Annotated in this window: 18 protein-coding genes; 15 read left to right on the top strand and 3 right to left on the bottom strand. The window is 38.7% G+C overall.

Annotated features, from left to right (window positions below; translation table 11 throughout):
• The first annotated feature begins 231 nt into the window (after nucleotides 1-231).
• The 8 genes from WA256_RS20445 (at nucleotide 232) to WA256_RS20410 (ending at nucleotide 7,185) form a co-directional block, all read left to right on the top strand.
• Nucleotides 232-762 carry a hypothetical protein gene (locus WA256_RS20445; protein ID WP_335993200.1) on the top strand — a complete coding sequence of 177 codons (531 nt, stop codon included), beginning with the start codon at nucleotides 232-234 and terminating at the stop codon, nucleotides 760-762.
• Nucleotides 763-871: 109 nt separating this feature from the next.
• On the top strand, nucleotides 872-1,222 hold the full coding sequence (locus tag WA256_RS20440; RefSeq protein WP_335993198.1) for a hypothetical protein: 351 nt from the start codon (nucleotides 872-874) through the stop codon (nucleotides 1,220-1,222).
• 472 nt (nucleotides 1,223-1,694) lie between these two features.
• A complete protein-coding gene (locus WA256_RS20435; protein ID WP_058584875.1) occupies nucleotides 1,695-1,889 on the top strand; it encodes a hypothetical protein in 195 nt (64 codons plus the stop codon).
• A 149-nt stretch (nucleotides 1,890-2,038) separates the two neighbouring features.
• Nucleotides 2,039-2,599, top strand: a complete 561-nt coding sequence (locus WA256_RS20430; protein ID WP_335993195.1) for a hypothetical protein — start codon at nucleotides 2,039-2,041, stop codon at nucleotides 2,597-2,599.
• A 134-nt stretch (nucleotides 2,600-2,733) separates the two neighbouring features.
• Nucleotides 2,734-3,120 (top strand): hypothetical protein, encoded by a 387-nt coding sequence (locus WA256_RS20425; RefSeq protein ID WP_130166443.1) that lies wholly within the window; start codon nucleotides 2,734-2,736, stop codon nucleotides 3,118-3,120.
• 826 nt (nucleotides 3,121-3,946) lie between these two features.
• Complete coding sequence (locus WA256_RS20420) at nucleotides 3,947-4,885, top strand: hypothetical protein (RefSeq protein WP_335993194.1); 939 nt, start codon at nucleotides 3,947-3,949, stop codon at nucleotides 4,883-4,885.
• A 90-nt stretch (nucleotides 4,886-4,975) separates the two neighbouring features.
• Nucleotides 4,976-5,758 (top strand): hypothetical protein, encoded by a 783-nt coding sequence (locus WA256_RS20415; RefSeq protein ID WP_335993192.1) that lies wholly within the window; start codon nucleotides 4,976-4,978, stop codon nucleotides 5,756-5,758.
• A gap of 26 nt (nucleotides 5,759-5,784) precedes the next feature.
• On the top strand, nucleotides 5,785-7,185 hold the full coding sequence (locus WA256_RS20410; RefSeq protein WP_335993190.1) for a KAP family P-loop NTPase fold protein: 1,401 nt from the start codon (nucleotides 5,785-5,787) through the stop codon (nucleotides 7,183-7,185).
• A 145-nt stretch (nucleotides 7,186-7,330) separates the two neighbouring features.
• On the opposite strand, the gene WA256_RS20405 is transcribed toward WA256_RS20410, so the two are convergent.
• Both WA256_RS20405 and WA256_RS20400 read right to left on the bottom strand, forming a co-directional pair.
• Entirely contained in the window at nucleotides 7,331-7,780 is a 450-nt protein-coding gene (locus WA256_RS20405) for a GNAT family N-acetyltransferase (RefSeq protein ID WP_058584874.1), read from the bottom strand.
• Nucleotides 7,781-7,969: 189 nt separating this feature from the next.
• Entirely contained in the window at nucleotides 7,970-8,947 is a 978-nt protein-coding gene (locus WA256_RS20400; RefSeq protein WP_335993187.1) for a catalase family peroxidase, read from the bottom strand.
• Nucleotides 8,948-9,237: 290 nt separating this feature from the next.
• Here WA256_RS20400 and WA256_RS20395 point away from each other — a divergent pair, with 290 nt between their 5' ends.
• The 7 genes from WA256_RS20395 to WA256_RS20365 all read left to right on the top strand — a co-directional run bounded on the left by WA256_RS20395 (nucleotide 9,238) and on the right by WA256_RS20365 (nucleotide 17,488).
• Nucleotides 9,238-9,636 carry an ExbD/TolR family protein gene (locus tag WA256_RS20395; RefSeq protein ID WP_335993184.1) on the top strand — a complete coding sequence of 133 codons (399 nt, stop codon included), beginning with the start codon at nucleotides 9,238-9,240 and terminating at the stop codon, nucleotides 9,634-9,636.
• Between the two features lie 139 nt (nucleotides 9,637-9,775).
• Entirely contained in the window at nucleotides 9,776-12,589 is a 2,814-nt protein-coding gene (locus tag WA256_RS20390; RefSeq protein WP_335993182.1) for a TonB-dependent receptor, read from the top strand.
• A 48-nt stretch (nucleotides 12,590-12,637) separates the two neighbouring features.
• Nucleotides 12,638-13,942: a DUF5690 family protein gene (locus tag WA256_RS20385; RefSeq protein WP_063528092.1), complete on the top strand. Its 1,305-nt coding sequence runs from the start codon at nucleotides 12,638-12,640 to the stop codon at nucleotides 13,940-13,942.
• A gap of 20 nt (nucleotides 13,943-13,962) precedes the next feature.
• Nucleotides 13,963-14,772 (top strand): phosphonoacetaldehyde hydrolase, encoded by an 810-nt coding sequence (gene phnX / locus WA256_RS20380; protein WP_138625376.1) that lies wholly within the window; start codon nucleotides 13,963-13,965, stop codon nucleotides 14,770-14,772.
• Nucleotides 14,772-16,166 (top strand): FAD-dependent oxidoreductase, encoded by a 1,395-nt coding sequence (locus WA256_RS20375; RefSeq protein WP_335993179.1) that lies wholly within the window; start codon nucleotides 14,772-14,774, stop codon nucleotides 16,164-16,166. The genes phnX and WA256_RS20375 overlap by 1 nt, the downstream gene beginning before the upstream one ends.
• A gap of 10 nt (nucleotides 16,167-16,176) precedes the next feature.
• A complete protein-coding gene (locus tag WA256_RS20370) occupies nucleotides 16,177-16,737 on the top strand; it encodes an HD domain-containing protein (RefSeq protein ID WP_335993178.1) in 561 nt (186 codons plus the stop codon).
• Between the two features lie 64 nt (nucleotides 16,738-16,801).
• Nucleotides 16,802-17,488, top strand: coding sequence for a UTRA domain-containing protein (locus WA256_RS20365; protein ID WP_054553070.1), 687 nt, complete (start codon nucleotides 16,802-16,804; stop codon nucleotides 17,486-17,488).
• Between the two features lie 56 nt (nucleotides 17,489-17,544).
• On the opposite strand, the gene phnW is transcribed toward WA256_RS20365, so the two are convergent.
• Nucleotides 17,545-18,639, bottom strand: a complete 1,095-nt coding sequence (phnW, locus tag WA256_RS20360) for a 2-aminoethylphosphonate--pyruvate transaminase (protein ID WP_335993175.1) — start codon at nucleotides 18,637-18,639, stop codon at nucleotides 17,545-17,547.
• Nucleotides 18,640-18,880: the final 241 nt, after the last annotated feature.

Below are 18,880 nucleotides of genomic sequence, written 5' to 3'. Positions count from 1 at the left end.
TTTACCTGAGGGTAGTTTCGGCTGTTGTGAATATGGCGAGGAGCCTATCTCTGCAGAAGCTTTCAATAAACTGGTAAAAGAAACTTCATTTACCAATGTCAGCAATGTCACCTAACAAACGCATTAAATCGCTCGCAAGCTCGCTGGGACGCTAACACATGGGCAGCGCCACTTCGTTCCTAATTTTAGCCCATATGTTATCGCCCTTTATGCGGGTGTTAGGTGTACTTGGTGTTTACTTCTGAACCAAATTATTCTCAATATACTCATGAGGAACTTTTAGATGTTTTAGAGCATATTGATCGGGATAAATATCATCATAGGTATCAAATTGTACTTAAAGAAATAGACAATAGAAATAAAGGTATTTCTCCAAAAACTAGCTCTAAATGTAAGCCACCAATAAGTTCTGTTAAAAACGATGATAACGTTGTAATCAAAGCAATAACTAACTTAAGGTTAAATACCTCGCGGCTTTTGAAAACTATTTTTCTTTTAGGTTGTATTTTTACTTTCTTGGCATTTGTGTTTACACCACAATCCGAGGGGTTCGGTGACTTCGTAGCTTTTATAGTGTTTTTATTTTTAAGCCCATTTTTACTTGTTTATTGCATTCATGCAGTAAAAAATGGAGAAATAGAAATTAAAGCAATAACTGTTAAGCGCAGTGAATCACCCGGTTGTTTTTGGTTAGGTATCGTCACGTATGCAACATTTTCAATTTTTGTTTTGTTTACTCTAATTTGGAATACATACACCTAACAAGGTAAATTAAAAGTGCGGACAAAAACAGTTGGCTTTGTTCGTGCATCACAAATTTTGCAACTACTTTTTGCCGTTTATCGCGGCGTTAGCTATATAGTGTAATCGAATGAGAGTTTTAATCTATTTTTTATTGGTTGGTTTAATAGCTTGTAGTAATAATTATCAAGTTTCTACAATCAATTACAAGAATTTAACAAAATCTCAAACTTTTACATTAACGAGTACATGTGGAGATAAAGTTATAGCTATTAAGATAGAAGGCTATGGAAACTCTACCGGTTCTTCCGTTATACATTTGATGCTAAACGGTGAAGCGTATGAATCTGAAACTCTAGATGGTGAGTTCAAATTTAAATGGTCTGGTGACTGGTACAGCGAAAAGGCTATTATTCGTTACATTGCAAACTCAGATAGCATAACTAATTTAACTTTGAGCTACAGAATGGAATGTGTATAGCTAACAAATCAATCAATGGACGAAAAACAGTTGGATTTACTCACTGCTTTCGTTTTTTAGCCAATAATTACCTCCTAAACAGGGCATTATATACCCTTACAAAATATGGATATTGAACTACTATATGCTGCTAAAGCGGCTCACAAAAAATCGATATATCATCGAGATTCTTTGCGAAATAGCAATAAATGTGGTTGTTTCTCTTGCCTCGATATATTCGATTACAAAAATATCCTATATTGGACAGATGATGGGGATACAGCTCTTTGTCCAACTTGTGACATAGATTCAGTCATTGGCGATGATTCTGGTTATCCTGTTACAGAAGAGTTCTTATCAGCTATGCAACAAACCTGGTTCAGTCCGTAATGAGTATGGGCAAAAAACGCATGGCTTGTACTCCATCGTCGCTAATTTTAACCAAGCTTTATACGCCCCATATTGCGATGTATTTGTGTTTAGGAGTGATGTAATGAACGAGCTGAAGGGAATGACTGTAAATGAGCGGCTTTTTACACTCAATAAATTTGAAGCATTCGATGAAGCAATTAAATCTAAAAGTACTCATCAGGCAGTGAACATTCTAATTCAATGTGAGCTGGCCAGAGAAGAAGCTTTAAAAATCGTAAAAACGATTTTCCAAACCCCCGACAAATATGGATACTAATATATCGGTTTGGTTCAGTTTTGAAGCACACATAGCAAGGCACTTAAAATTGACCGGACGCGTAACATTTGGCTCGCGCTTGTTCCTTGCAAATTATAGCCAAGTTTTAGTTGCCGCTTAGTGTGGCGTTAGCTTTGTGAGAGAATTGTTTGCATCCTATCGAATTAACTTTCTATAGATTAGTATCCAGAGAAATCGAATTATCTGACTTCGAGAATTGGGTGTACACGGAAACTACACTCGAACAAACCTTAGACTCTGATGATTATCTCGAAATCATTTCAATAAACTACAAAACGCCTTCCAGGTTATATCAAGCCCAAAAAGTGCTCTCAAAGTATTTTTCTATGGGTAAATATTATGAATGGAGTATTCGCAACATCCTCCATAAAATAATTGCTAAGCCGCACGATGTGGATAAATATATCGAGCAATGCTATGACCTATATTGCGAAGGATTTGGTTTCATGGATAACCTTGGGTTGGGTTACGGTCTTGGTTTAACTTGTCCAGATGGTTTTAATGATAAAGTTGATGAATTCTACCCTCACATTGCTGAAGAAGCTGAAAGAGTAATATTGTGGCTAGATATAAGGAAAATACTAATAACGGGCCATAGTGGTGAGTATCGGGGTATCGAATACGATGATAATCGAAGCCACAAAGAAAAAGAGCCAACAAGTTATAAAATACAAAAATCAAAAAAGTAGTGGCAGTTTTGGTTGTAAGTACAACTAACAAACGCACCAGGTGATGTGACTGCTAAAGCCTGGCTCTGTTCCGCTACTATTCATAATTTTTAGACAAACATTATTACCCCCTTTACAGGGCAAAAGGTTTCTAAATGAGATGGTATCTCGCACTATTCATCATTGCAGCGCTTGCGGGTTGTGGAAAAAACACTTTACCTTCTGGGCTAAAGATGGAGAAATCTAAGGTTTTAACTTCTTCGCTTGGGCATAAGGCATATATTGTTGAAACAAGTTCTGTAAGTGGTGATGTTACTCAAGTATTTCTTGATTTTGCTAACGGCACTTGTGGTGTAGGAGTCTTAGCTTCTTATCAATTGAATGCTGAGTTCAAGCTGACTTGGTTGACTGGCAGTGAATTACAGATTAAGAAAACTAAGCCTCTTGAAGTTCAATATAATGCTTCGTGGCCATTATTACGCTGTTCTAATCACGTGGTTAAAGTTAGCGTCGTAGAGTTCGAAGCTAACAATAAAATTTAAAATGAAAAAATATTGGCTGGCGTTTATTCTTCACGCACTGTAGCAAACAAGTAGTTGCCCTTTTATTTAGTAATTAGATAAGCGTTTTGTATCTATTCTGAGAGTTTAATTGTTAGGTTTAAACATCAATTGAGAGACAGCAACTAGCAAATTCACCATCCGAAGTTCCGCGAAGAGCCAATTACTGACCATCAAGCATGACTCGTTACTGTCCCAAGACGTGTTTAGGCGAATTTTAAAAGAGCGAACATCGGCCGTTCACAATTGCTTTTCTATTTCGTCAAAGTCTATTGCTCGCATAGTCAAGAAAACGACCCAATCGCTCGTTTTTATCCTGAGGTAAAAGCGAGAACTCCTAAATTTTAATAACACTGGTAATTAGTTAACAAGTTTGTTAGAAATAATCTAATAAGAAAAATGCGCGATTAGCTCGCTATAAACATGTTATATGCCTAAGAGAGTTATATGATTATTGCTATTTTTGTAGTTTCATTTGTGGTCTATGTTTGGCTCTGCTTGGCTACCGTAAAACTCCATAAACATGTAGCAGATAATCTTGAACGGGTTAATCGACGTAATTTGCTAAACTTATTCAGCCAATATATTTTGTTTCTGTTGTTTATCGTTACCTACATCCCGTTTAGTATATTCTTCCCTGCGTGGTTAAATGCAAAACTTAGTATTGTGCAAGAGTCCCAAAATGTAACCATTGTTTTCATTTTACTGGGATGTTTAACGCTAGCAATTACTATGTGGCTAGGTTATAAAAAAACTAAGCAGGTTAATTGGTAATCGGCATATAACAAGTCAATTAAATGGAATTTAGATGAAAACGATAGTCGGTTTACCTACGATAAAGAACTTTCAAAGGTGCGGTATATCACCGCAATCTCTCTTTAAAAGACTAGCGATTTATTTTGATGAAATCGTTTTTCATAGCAACGGATGCATGATAGAAAACGGCCAGACTTACGGACTAGCATCAAATTTTCTTTCCATTGTTTCTGCTAGTGATATGTATGAAGCAAGTGCACTTGCATCCAATAAAGAATTCAAAAATCTATTTGTAAATTGTTGGGATTACTTGGAGGACGCTGATGATTTCGAAGAAAGCCTTTATGACTCAGTAAATAATGATGTTTTGAATAAAATATTTTCGTATGCATACGAACAAAAGCAACCGGAAGGAGAGTTCATTCTTACAAAAGAGTTTAAGCAACTATGTGGAGATATGTGGGCAGATATAAGGCTTTATGCTGGATTTAAAAATTTAGAGCCTAATGTTGCCGGAAATTTAGGCCCTCAATTTGCGAATGCAATGACAAATGTTGCTAATAATGAAGGGTATTCGTTAAATGAGCTATCACAAAATAGCAATATGATACCTGACTTTTCAGATTTAAGTTGGGAGCAAATATTTGAACTCCGTAAAGATAAGTGCGTAACTAACTTTCGCGATAAAATCGAATCTTCGCTAAAAGATAATCCAGATAATTTAACTACGAGTATAGATTCCGAAATAATATCGGCTTTGTGGGATATTACAAATTACGCAAAACCAAATATAGCAATGACTACCCTTAATGGTATTTTAACTAATTGCCCTTCTCCTATCATAGTAAATCCTTATGGCGTGGGTAAATCAATCAAGGAGGGTTTTGATGCTAAAAAATTATTAAGGGATAAGGGATGGGTTTTCTTTATTCAAAAAGCTAAAGAAGAAGCTGAAACCGCCTCTAACAAGCGCATTAACCGTGACAAATAAAGCTTGGCTTTTGTCACTTCGTTCCTCAGTTTAGCCAAGCTATTTATTTGCCCGTTATGCGGGCGTTAGAAGGCTTGAAAGGAGAGCAAATTGGCCACACAAATAATAGAAGAGAACAATATCCTTACTTTTTTCAAAGAGCACCCCATACTTGTTTTGACGTTCTCTGCTTTACTGTGCTCTGCCGTTGGGTATTGGACTGAGTATTCTCTTTTACGTGAATTCGGCCTAAATATTGTTGTGTTTGCTGAAGCCGATGACTTTTTCCTTGCTGGCCTTAAAAACCCTAAAGTATTCCTGTTTGCCTTTCCTGCATTCGCAGTAGGAATTGCATATATATCTATACGAGTAACAAACTTAGCAAAAGAACAAGAATATATTGCTCGAGAAGAGTTAGAGATTCAGCGAGAAATTGAGCGGGCTAACTTTGATGGTGAAAAAGATCACGCTTTGCGCTTGCAAGAAAAACAGAAAGAAATGAAACAATACTATAAGGCTAAATTGACCCAGCAGAGGCGCAGAGCTAGCTTAATGATATTACCCATGATTATATTGGGTGTTGTGTTAATTTTTGCTACGTTACATTTTGAGATGGAGTCGCATCTAGACCGTGTCGTTAATAGCCCTGAACACATGTCAACAATTGAATTGCGTACTGGACAAAGGTTACCTAAAGACAACGGCGCACCTATAGTATTTATTACGGCAACCGAAAAGTTTATGTTTTTTTATCAGCATGACTCGAATAATGATATGAGCACTATAGCCGTCCCAATAGCGAGTATCTCGGACGTATCATATTCTAAGTTTGTGCAGCCAAAACCACCTTCTAACAAGTCAATGCAGCCGATCGCTAAAGCGCCGGCTGATTGAGGCGTTAGCAATCTCAAGGAGTCAGAGTGATTATCAAGAATCGTGAAATAGTAGTTGAGCCGGGTAGTCCATTTTTGAATGATGAACTAAATAGGCTTGAAAGTGCTGAAGTTCTTACTCAATTCGTTCTTTCTACTCAAGACCCAATGGTTGTTTGTATAGATGCGCCTTGGGGACAAGGAAAAACTACTTTTCTTAGGATGTGGGAACAACATCTTAAAGATAATGAAGTACCAACTATATATTTTAACGCTTGGGAGAATGATTTTACAGATGATGCACTAGTTTCAATCATTGGTGAAATTAGCTCTGGAATTGATGAACTCTCTACACCTGAAGATATTTCTAAAACTAAAGAGTACCTAGATAAGGCTAAGGGGTTTGGAGTTACGTTGTTAAAAAGAACTGTTCCTGTTGCAGCAAAAGTCGCAACAGCTGGCGCTTTAGATCTGGATAAAGTAACTGAACAAGCTCTTGCTGGTTTTGCCGAGTCTATCGCGAAAGAGGAACTAGAAAGTTATGAGAAATCAAAAAATACTTTATCTGCTTTTAGAGGTTCACTGCAAGAACTAGCCACAAGCATTTCATCTAAAGAAGACCCTAAACCCTTGGTATTTATTATTGATGAACTTGACCGGTGTAGACCCAACTTCTCAATTGAAGTGCTTGAGAAAGCAAAGCACTTCTTTAATGTAAGTAATATAGTATTTGTATTAGGTGCAGATAAAACTCAACTTGGACACTCAATTAAGGCTGTGTACGGACAAGATCTCAATGTAAACGGTTATTTGAGGCGGTTCATAGACTTTGATTATCTTTTACCACCTCCAGAGAAAGGGCTTTTTGTTAAAGCGCTATTTAAGAGATTTGACTTCAATAGCTATTTTTCAACGAAAACTGGAAGAGATTCACAATACGAAGGGCGTCAATCCTTAGAAATGTTCTCTGAACTTTTTGAAATATATAATCTTACTTTAAGAGAACAGGAGCATTGTTGTTCTTTGTTAAGCTTAGCAATTAGAACAACTCCGAAAGATTATGCGCTTTATCCATTATTCCTCTGCTACCTAATCGTTTTAAAAGTCAAAGAACCTGATCTTTATAAGTCCTTTGTAAATGAAGAAATGACTCCAACAGCTTTATTTGAACATCTTTCTTCTAAACGCGGAGCCGAAAAGCTAATCGCCAACAATTACGGGGCAGTTCTAGAAACATACATAATGACATGTAAGTCTCACCGTCATGGTACTAGTGACGTTGTAGAAAAATATAACGAAGTTGTTAATTCAACTACTGCTACTGATGAGCAAAAATCCCGAGCAAAAAGAATCTTAGAGCTAATAAACAAATTCGAGTGGGATGGCGGTGTTGGCATTTTAGGCTACTTAGTAAATAAAATAGAGATAGCGTCTAGGTTCAGCTCATAGATTGCTAACAAGTCAATTCAGCAGGACAAAAAACAGTTGGTTTTGCTCCTGCGTCGCTAAGTTTAACCAACTATTTTTTGCCTCTGATTGAGGCGTTACTGATTAAATACTCTAACTCATTTATGTCCCAAAAAGTGCATTTCAACTATTTAACATCAAGTTCCATTACAACACCGTCTTCATCGTCCTCTTCGGTGACCACAAAACCAAACTGAGAATAAAATTTGCGCATCGTATGGTGGCCAGGCATGTAGAGTATGGTTATTTTTTTACATTCTGGAATTTTTTTCATCTCGTTAATTACTAATTCTGTTGCGATTTTACCTATACCTTGGCCTTGATATTTTACATCAACCATAAACTGAGCAATGTAAAACTCATCAGGTAGCCCTTCTTCAAGCTCTTGGTAGTATTGAATAAAACCGACAACCTCATCTTCACGATATATTGCTCGATTAACATAATGGGGATAAAAGCTTGATTCAGCGATAGATTCTGAATTTAACGCTACGTAATCCTCTTGCTCTTTAGTTATTTCTAAGTGAATTACATCCAGCCAATTATCCTTCGTAACATCACGCAAAGTTACATTCATAAAATTCCCTTTATTTATTTTTTAGTAAATGTATAGATATGGGTAAAGTTAATAAAATCAATACTTAATTTGCAAATATGATTTTAACTATTTACGACAACTTTTAATTTAAAATCGCTTGGTCGTTAAACCACCAAGTTTATTTGGTAATCAAATAATCGGGAGCACCGCCAAGCGATTTAGTCTTATTTATTGCCCCGTTAAACGCTTTGCAAATGAAATCGCATAGGCTGTTGAGCGTAATTTAAGTACTTTGTCATCGCTTGGCATAAAGCCTTTAGACAACAGGTTTGGGTCATAATTTGTGAGGTCGCAGCCTGATTCACCTGTCGATTCTATGGTGAGCTTTCCTAAATTAATTGTTTTGCGCTCCGCAGGCCAACGAACTGAAGGGTCAGTTAATGCATCACCTGGCTCGGCTAATTCAGCTTGAAAACGATAATGCACCTTCCCTTTCGCTAAATCTTCTTCAAGTCGCTTAGCCAGAAATGATTTAGGGAAGGTTTTCATTTGCTCTTCTGTTAGCACCTGTTCTGGCTCTTCTGGCACCATGGTCCATCTAAAGGCATGCTTAGCGCCCTTTTCATCAACCATGTAAAAGGTATGCACACCAAAATAACGCGAAGACACATACGATGTTGGCGGGTTATGGCTTTGTAGCCAATTAAATTGCCCTAAGGTACTCGGGTTTTGCTCTCTGTATGCTTTTACTTTTGCAAAATCGATTTGCCCTGTTTTCTCGTCAGGTAATAAGGTACTAAGCAAACCAAAAAACGCTTCTGGGCTGTTGCCTGCAAACACTGGTGTAGTTAGCCCTGCAATATTGTGTACATCACCATTTTCTAGTACAAACTGCACCCCCATTCCTCGCGGCGAGCGTGATGTTTCATCAGCATGAGGGTTACCCCCGCCCATAGAAAAGCGAATATTTGTTTTTGACGGTGCGTTAAATAAAGGGCTAACTGAATACTGCTTTGCTGCTTGATTAGGTGTAAATGTGCCAACAGCGCACACCCCTTTGGCGTGACCTTTTCTGATTCCGGGCTGCTTTCCTGAAAGCTTTTCAAATAAATTAATAAAATCTTGCCCGTTTACTGGTTGCTCAGCAAAACTTGCTGTTGGTAAAACAAGGTACACAGCACAAACTAAAGACTTAATTTTTAGCATTTATCCATCCTTTAAACTTAGTTCCAACAAAAATGACCAGACTAACCTGAAAATCATTTCATCAGAGCTAATAAATATTTTTACCAACAAAAACGCTACAAACATTTAATAAACTTAGAATATTTATTTAACTACCGTTTTTTTAAAAGCTGCTAACTTTAAATTTAGGATCCTAAAAACTGCTGTGGCGCCCAGCATTTTAAAAATAATCCGTGGTATTAATCACGACTATGGCTAGTCCACTTAATCGTAAATTTTGTGGCTTGGTCAAAAACAACAAGGACCTAATTATGGTGAAACAAAATAAAAAAACCACTGCAAACGCTGATGTAGATATGACCTCTATGCTTGATATTGTGTTTATCTTGCTGATATTTTTTATCGTCACAACCTCATTTGTTAAAGAGCGCGCTATTGAAGTCAATCGCCCTTTAGCAAAACCAAGCCTTGAAAACCCTAAAAAACAAGCGCAATTTACTATCACTGAAAACGACAGTATTTATTTTGCAAACCGGCTTATCACACCAGAACAGATAATCGCTAACCTTGCGTTATTTGCCGCACAGTTTGAAATGACCAACGTGCAAGTAACAGCAAGTGAGCAAAGCAGCCACAAAACCTTAGTAACCTTGCTTGATAAAATAAAACAATATCAAGATGTGCCAATTTCTATAAGCACGTCTTTATAACTTATCTCAAAGGGTCATTTGACCCTTTTTTAATATTAAAAATAAAAAACCGTCACATCTTTGTAAAAAAGCCACTCTATTATTGTCTGCAACAAATCTGGTCTAGTCCAGATAAATTTAAAAATAAGAGGCTCAACAGATGATTAAACGACGTACACTCAGCACAGCTGTTTTTTTGTGCAGCTACCCATTTTTATCAGCGCATAGCGCTTTTGCCACTGATGCAAAAATTCAAGGCTCTATCACAGATCATAGTAATCGCTTGCCAGGTGCTTTGGTTAAAGTCGTTGGCACAAATCAATCTACGGTGACTGATTATGACGGTAAGTTTGAGCTTGCTAAATTAGATGCAGGTCACTACCAACTTGAAGTTTCGTATATGGGTTATAGCAGCCAGATTGTTGATGTTGAGATAAGCAACAATGAGGTTAAATTACTGTCTCATATTGTCATGGATAATTCAGCTAACACCATTGAAGAAGTCGTTGCTGTTGGTCAAATTCAACGTGGTGAAATGGCTGCGGCCAATAGCCAAAAAAATGCTAAAAATATTAAAAATGTTATTTCGGCTGATGGCATCGGTAAGTTGCCAGACCGTAACGCAGCTGAAGCAGTTCAACGCATCTCTGGTGTTTCTATAGAACGCGATCAAGGCGAAGGCCGATTTGTTGCTGTTCGCGGCTTACCTGCGCAGTGGAGCTCTGCAACAATCAATGGCAACCGATTACCAACTGCAGAAGAAGAAACCACCAGCCGCGCCACTGCGTTTGACTTTTTCCCGAGTGAGCTTATTGAATTTGTTGAGGTATCAAAAGCATTAACGCCAGAAATGGAGGGAGATGCTATTGGTGGTAACGTTAACTTTATAACCAAAAAAGCACCTGATGATTTTGTATTTAATGCCAATTTAGCACTCGGTCAAAATGAACTAGCTGATGGAAATAACTACTCTGCCAACTTACTTTATGGCGATCGCATCTTAAATGACAAATTAGGTTTTTTAATTAACGCAACAGCTTGGCAACGGGACTGGGCAACAGATAACTTTGAGCCTCGTAGAGGAAATGATGGTTTAGGAATTTATCGTTTAGAGCTAAGAGATTACACCGGAACTCGCGAAACTTACGGTTTAAATGGTTCTGTTGAATATCTGCTAGAACAAGGCAGTATTAGTGCTAGTGCCATGTACGGCACACTAATCGACGATGAAACGCACTATAAGCATCGTATGCGTTTTGATAAAGACAGAGCAGAGCTACAACATATTAGAAATGAGCTCATAACAGAAATGACTGGCTTTGAGTTTGCTGGCGAACATTTCTTTGGTTACGACAAAACATTAAATTGGTCTTTATCTAGCTATGAAAACGAATTTAGGTATGGCAACACGCCTAACAGCGAAGATAACAGTTATTTTGTAGTTCGATTTGACCAAAAAAATGTCGGTTACGAAGGCCTTGAAGACAGAGATACAGGCAAAAACTACGCTTATAACACGATTGATGGTGGCTCAGATCCATGGGACCAAATCAGTACTCACCTACCAAGTGGCTTTTCGTTTGATCCAAGCCAAATGGGCTTATCGTGGGTCGAACTATATAAAATTAAGGTGAATGAAAAAGATAAAATTGTTGCCGCTTTAGACTTTGAGTGGCAACTCAACAGCGACCTTATTGTTAAAGTAGGTGCAAAATACCGCGATAAAGAACGCGTTGCTAGGTTCAGTGATGAATTTTATGCATGGGATACTGAAAACTATGGCGCAGCCCCTACTCTGAGTGATTTTACATTAGCGGACCAACCGGGCCGAAGTGACTATTTAAGCGAGCTTTCTTACGATTATCAAAGTCAGTTTTCGCAAGTTGCTAGTACTGATGATTTAGCAAATTTTTGGAATAAAAATAAAGACAAGTTTGTCCTTGATAAGAGTGAATCTGCTTTAATCGAAAATGGTGGAGCACTTGGCAGAAACTTTGATGTTAATGAACAACATGCATCTTTATATGGTATGGCAACATATACCATTAACGCTAATTGGGAAATGCTAACAGGTCTTCGTTTAACTCAAACAGACACCGAAGTTGACGGTTATATTTACCTTGCAGATGAAGATAAAGTCGAAAGCGTCAAAGCAAACAATGACTACTTGTCTGTGTTACCTGCATTGCATTTAACCTACCACCCTAACAGCCAAACCAATTATCGACTTGCATTAACTCGCTCTTTTGCTCGTCCTGACTTTGGCTCATTAACGCCAGGGGCGACTTACTTAGAAGCAGACAACGAATTAACTTCTGGTAACCCAAATTTAGAGCCGACTTATTCAAATAATGTCGACTTAATGGCTGAATACTTCTTTGACCGCTTAGGGTTAGTTTCTCTGGGGGTATTTTATAAAGATATTACCGATCCTATTTTTCAAAGTAGCTCTATAGGAGAGTTCGGCAATAACACTGGGGTTAATATTATTCGCCCTGAAAATGGTGATAGCGCATGGCTTGCTGGCCTAGAGGTCGCGTTCAATCGTGATTTAGGTTTTATTACACCTGAACTAGATAACTTTGGCATCATGGCTAATGCAACATTCATGGATTCAGAAATGACGATTCCAGATCGCGCAGACAAAGTCTCAATTCCTCGCCAAGCAGATAGTCTCTACAACTTTACGGTGTATTACGATAACACACATTTTGCAGCTCGATTAGCCGTTAACTTCAAAGGTGAATACATTGAAGAGCATGGCAGCAGCAAACAATTTGACAGCTATTATGGCGACAATACAAGCGTTGATTTTACGACGTCATATCAGCTTAACGAAAACGCATTAGTCTACCTCGAACTGAATAACTTAACCAACGAGCCTCTTAAATACTACCTAGGCGATGAAAGCCGTCCTCTACAAGTAGAGTACTACGGTGTACGCGGCATGGTTGGCTTTAATTATCAGTTCTAATCAGTTTTTGAGTTGTATGCGGGGCCATTGCCCCGCAAAGGATACCTAATGTTTTCACACCCTAATTGGCTTAAACGTGCCCAAGGAACCGGTTTTGTGTTATTTGCAGCCAGTGCTGCATTTCTCACTTACTTTTCTATGTACGCATTTCGTAAGCCATTCACTGCAAATAGTTACACTGAATTCGACGATCCGAGTTGGCAGGTAAGCTTTAAAATTGCACTGATTTTGGCGCAAGTTTTTGGCTATTTATGCGCTAAATTTATTGGCATAAAAGTTATTTCAGAGATGCAGCATCAGCAACGAGGTTTAACAATTATTGGCCTTATTGCCGCTGCAGAAATATCGCTGGTGTTATTTGCTATCACTCCGATTGGGTTAAATGTTATTTGGCTATTTTTTAATGGCCTCTCACTAGGCATGATTTGGGGACTTGTTTTTAGCTTTCTTGAAGGAAGAAAAACCAGTGAAATTCTAGGCGCAATTTTGAGTGTCACATTTATATTGGCATCAGGCCTTGTTCGCAGTGTAGGCAAATGGCTTATTGATACACTAAATGTACCTGAGCTATGGATGCCTGCAGCGACAGGTGCGCTATTTTTCCCGCTGCTATTGTTTAGTGTTAAATGCTTAACCCTCATTCCAGAACCAACAGCAGAGGACGAACAAGCAAGACAAAAACGCTTACCTATGGATGGCAAAGCACGTTGGCAATTTTTTAAACAGTATTGGTTTGGTATTAGCTGCCTCATTTTAAGCTTTATGCTGTTTACTGGTTTTCGTGATTTCCGTGACAATTTTGCAGCTGAAATTTGGCAAGCTCTTGGCCATGGTGAAGAACCTGCCATTTTCGCCTACGCGGGGATAAGAATGTCATTTATTGTCCTTATCGCATTAGGTGCGATGGTTTTGGTAAAAAACAACAAAACCGCATTTTATGTCAATCACGGCTTTATTTTATTCGGTGCCGCTTTGTTATTGTCGAGTACCTTTGCTTTCGAAGCTAACATAATATCCGCAAAAGCGTGGATGGTTTTACTTGGCTCAGGTCTCTATATCAGTTACATCCCGTATAACTGTTTTCTATTTGACCGAATGATTTCAGCCGTTGGCTCTGTCGCTAATGCAGGTTTTTTAATCTATCTTGCTGATTCTGCTGGCTATCTTGGCTCTGTCAGTATCTTACTGTACAGAACGTTTGCTATGCCTGAGCTCAGTTGGCTTAACTTCTTTATTAACGCTTGTTACTTAGTTGGCATTGTAGCCGCCGCTTTAGTTGCATGTTCACTGTGTTATTTCACAGTGCGTTTATCCCCTATTCGAACTCATCACTCAAAACAGGTTGTTACCTGAAACAATTAAAAGAGAATCTTATGAAAAACATAGAAGCTATCATTTTAGATTGGGCTGGAACTGTCGTGGATTATGGCTCAGTTGCCCCTACCACCATTTTTGTTGAAGCATTTAAACAAGCTTATGACTTTGAGATTTCACTTGCAGAAGCGCGTATTCCAATGGGTATGGGAAAATGGGATCACATTGCCACACTTGGAAAATTGGAGTCAGTTGCTTCACGCTGGCACTCACAGTTTGGCCGAGCAATGTCAGACTCAGATATTGATCACATCTATCAAACTTTCATGCCATTGCAAAAGGCAAAAGTAGCAGACAGAGCAATGCCTATTCCTGGTGCGCTTGAAGTGATCAATCGCTTAAAACAGCAAAACATCAAAGTAGGCAGTTGTTCGGGATACCCTCGCCAAGTTATGGAAGTGTTAGTCAGTGCCGCTGCAGACTATGGTTATCAACCGGATCATTGGGTAGCAAGTGATGACCTTAAAGCCGGCTCTCGCCCTGGCCCTTGGATGGCTCTTGAGAATGTAAATGCTTTAGGCATTAAAAAAGTCGCTAACTGTATAAAAATTGATGATTCTGCCCCCGGCATCGAAGAAGGTTTGAATGCCGGCATGTGGACAATTGGCCTCGCATTAAGCGGTAATGCTGTCGGCTTAACAGAACAAGAGTGGCAAGCTTGTAGTGCTGAGCAAAAGCAGCAATTGACACGTCAAGCTTACCAAAGCTTATACTCTGCAGGTGCGCATTTCGTGGTTGACTCGCTGGCTGATATTGAAACTGTTTTGATGGAGATTGATGCCAAGCTAAGCCGAGGGGAGCGCCCATAATGCAGTTTCAACCTTTTTGGTTTGATAACGCAATGCAAGAGGAAGCCTATGCGCTTCCTCTTGCGTTACCTACAAAGCACCATTGCGATGTATGTATCATAGGTGGTGGCTTTACTGGTCTTTGGACTGCTATCAAACTCAAGCAGCAACAAGCTAATTTAAAAGTTACCATCATTGAAAAAGGCTTTTGCGGGCAAGGTGCATCAGGGAGAAATGGCGGTGCAATGTTAACTTGGTCAACTAAGCTGCCCAGTTTAAGTAAGTTAGTTGGTCTCGAAAAGGCACTGTTTTTAGTCAAAGAGTCTGAGTCAGCGGTTCATCAAATTGCAGAGTTTGTTCGTCAGCATGGCATCGACTGCGATTGTCGAATTGATGGCTGTTATTACACCGCCTCAAATGAAGCACAAAAGCACTTGTTAGACCCCGCAATAAAAATGCTTGAGGATAACAATCTTAATGCGTGGCAACACTGTGATACTCAAGCTCTTATCAATACAGGCTCTGCCGCCAATATTCGCGGCCACTATTCACCTCATGGTGGTAGTATTCAGCCGGCAAAATTAGTTCGTGGTTTAAAACAAGTCGCTGAAAGTTTAGGCGTTACAATTATTGAACAGTGCCAGTACAAAGCACATAGCGGACACTCCCCTCTAAATGTTGAAACAAGCCAAGGTAATATTTGTGCTAATCATCTAGTATTTGCCGTTAATGCGTGGCTCCCTACACTAAAACCGCAGTTTCAACGCAATATCGTGCTGGTTTCAAGTGATATGGCAATTACTAAACCGATGCCTGAAACCCTTGCGCATTTAAGTCTCAATCATGGCGCTGCAATAATAGACTCCCGTATTTTTGTAAACTATTACCGCACCACTACTGATGGTCGATTAATGCTAGGCAAAGGCGGAAATTATTTTAGCTTCGCAAACAGAATGAGTGATAAATTTGAGCAGCCGAGTTGCTATCAAACGCTATTAAATAACTCTTTATCACGCTTTTTCCCTGAACATAATTTTGAAATAGATCGAACTTGGACAGGCCCTTCTGACCGTAGTGTCACTGGCTTCCCGTTTTTTGGACATTTGAATAATCAAGCAAACGTTATTTACGCCGGGGGTTACTCTGGTAATGGCGTCGTACAGTCTTTTTTAGGGGCAAATATTCTGTCAGCTTTAATTTTAAAAAATGCACCTGTTTGGCAACACTGTGGCCTTGTAAATCAAGCATTAGACAACTTTGTGGTTGAACCATTTCGAACTGTCGGCGCTTACCTAATTCGTAATGCAATTCGACGTAAAGAACGAGCAGAAGACAATAACACCCAGGTAAATCCAATAGATACGTATCTTGCCAGCCTCATAGGCAGCGCAGGAAAAGTTGATATGAAATCGTAGAGCTTTTTAGATGACCATTACACACCAACAAACAATCACACGGATCCGTTATTTATTTGAGCAGTTTGGCTATCAACACTATGACGAAATTTGTACCCAGTATTCTCATGCAGCCCAGTGCGCTGGGCTTGCATTGCGGCAAAAATTAAGCGCCGATACTGTCGTTGCTGCATTTTTACATGATATTGGACATTTAATCGCACAGCAGCAAAATCTCACGATGACCAAGCAAGGATATGTGAATCACTGTGAGCTTGGCGCAATTTTTTTAAAAGAAAATAACTTTAATGATGCTGTCGTTGCCATGGTTTCTCAACATGTTCAAGCTAAACGCTATTTAGTCGCAAAGAATGCAGGTTATGAGCAAACACTTTCGCCTGCCAGTACACTCACCTTGCAACAACAAGGTGGCCCTTTGTCGTTACAACAAGCAAATCAATTTGCAGCTCAGCCATATTTTGAAGAAATTTTACAATTAAGAGAACTTGACGACTGTGCAAAAGATCCAAATATGCATATTGAACCACTTTCTTTTTGGCTAGATTACTTAGATAACTATTTAATTTCATAATCAAACGTTATAAATCCTTTTATTATCAGTTAAGCTAAAGCTGTATTTAGCAAAAAGGCACGGTATGCTTTTATATCAACAAATCAGAAATTACATACATCAATTACTAAGCGAAGGGACTCTGAACACGGGTGACAAGCTCCCTTCTGAGCGTTTGTTACAAGAACAATTTAACTCGACCCGTATTACAGTCCGTGAGGCACTACTTCGTTTAGAAGCTGAAGGATTGATCTATAGCCAAACGCGCCGTGGTTGGTTTGTAACGCCAACAAAACTTAAGTGGAACCCTGCCACTAAAGTAAACTTTTATGAACTGGCAAAACAACAAGGCTTTGTTGCTGATACCCAAGTGATTAGCCATCAAGAAATTAGCAATCATGATTTAAAAGCAGAATTTTCTGCATCAACTTTGCACCATTTGCAACGTGCCCGCAGCCTTGATGAGCGCTTAGTGATGTTTGAAGATATTTTTTGTGATGCTGCGCGTTTTGATAGCCTTGCTGAGCACAACCTAAATGGCTCGATAACACAAATAATGGCAAATCAATACGCAACAAATGTAGTCAATGAGCAGTGCGCAATTAGTGTGACTGTCCTTCCTGACGATGTAGCACAGGTATTGCAAAAAAATAGTGGTACTCCCTGTTTAAAAGTTATTCGTAAACGCTTTGATGAACTAGGAAGTTTAGTGGATTACAATATTGAGTATTGGTTGCATAATGCCATTGAAATGACTGTCGAAGGTCACTAAGGCAATAAATGAAAAAAGGCTTTGTTAAACAAAGCCTTTACACGGGTGAACATTCTTTATAACCAATATCTGCTGTTTGATATTGCTTTAATTAAACGTGTAATATCTTTTTCGAACACATGACCAATATTGCCAATTCTAAAGCAATCAGCATCTGACACCTTACCTGGGTAAATCACAAACCCTTGGTTTTTAAGCAACAAATAAAACTCTTTAAAGTCATACCCATTTGCTGTTGGAGAATAAAATGAGGTGATAATCGGTGAATGTAAGCTATCATCTAAGAGTGTTTCAAAACCTAAATCTCTCATCGCAGTCACTAAGAGTTGCTGATTGTTTTTATAACGCTTATGACGTGCTGCAATACCACCCTCTTGTTCTAATTCAATAAGAGCTTGATGAAATGCGCGTACAACATGTGTAGGAGATGTGAAACGCCATTTACCTTGGTTGTTCTCCATACACTGCCACTGTGCATGTAAATCAAGTGACAACGAACGTGCAACACCCTGAGAGTCTTCAATTAAGTCACGTTTGCAAATAACAAAACCAAAACCTGGAACACCTTGAATACACTTATTAGATGAGCTTATCATTACATCAATGTGCCAATCTGCTAAGTCAAACGGTACGCCACCAAAGCTGCTCATAGCGTCTAAAATATACACTTTGTTATGGCGTGATAATAGTTCACCAACTTGCTTTGCTGGGTTTAGCATGCCAGTCGTCGTTTCGCAGTGCACCATTGCAACATGACTAATTTTTTCATCGCTCAAGAGTGTTTTTTCAATGTCGTCACAGTTTGGTAGCTGAGTTTCAGTGTAATTTAAAACACAATGGTCAATGCCTAAATACTGGGCAATTTCTGCCATCCGTTTACCATACGCGCCATTGTTTATTATCAATAACTTATGCTCATTTGCGACTAAACTACCTAAAGCACTTTCTACACTCGCAGTGCCACTGCCCTGCATTAATGTGCACGTATAGTCATTGCTTTTAGTGGCTAAAGTTACAAGTTTGCTACGAATAGCCTGTACAACACCTAAGTTATAATCGTCATCCCATGTACACCAATCCTTTAACATCGCTTGTTTTACAGTATCCGATGTTGTTAATGGGCCAGGAGTTAACAGTAAGTATTCATTCATTTTTAATATCGCCTAAATCTGGTCTAGTCCAGATATTATTAGGGATTTATGTTGATAAAAAAAGTGAAGTTTTTATGACTGCATTAAAAAAGGGCCTAACGGCTAATGCTGATCAGTTAAGAAGTTGATCAGTTGACCGATCAGAATGATCATGCACAATCCGTAGTTAGGCAACTAACTACGGATTTTTTTTGTGAATATAGAACAAGCTCTTCATTCTGCTTTCGAAGAAAGCACTCGT

The organism is Pseudoalteromonas sp. CH_XMU1449-3, from assembly GCF_037027245.1.
Taxonomy (GTDB): Bacteria; Pseudomonadota; Gammaproteobacteria; order Enterobacterales; family Alteromonadaceae; genus Pseudoalteromonas; species Pseudoalteromonas shioyasakiensis.
The sequence above is the reverse complement of the archived record's forward strand: the minus strand, read 5'-3'. Positions and strand labels throughout refer to the sequence as shown.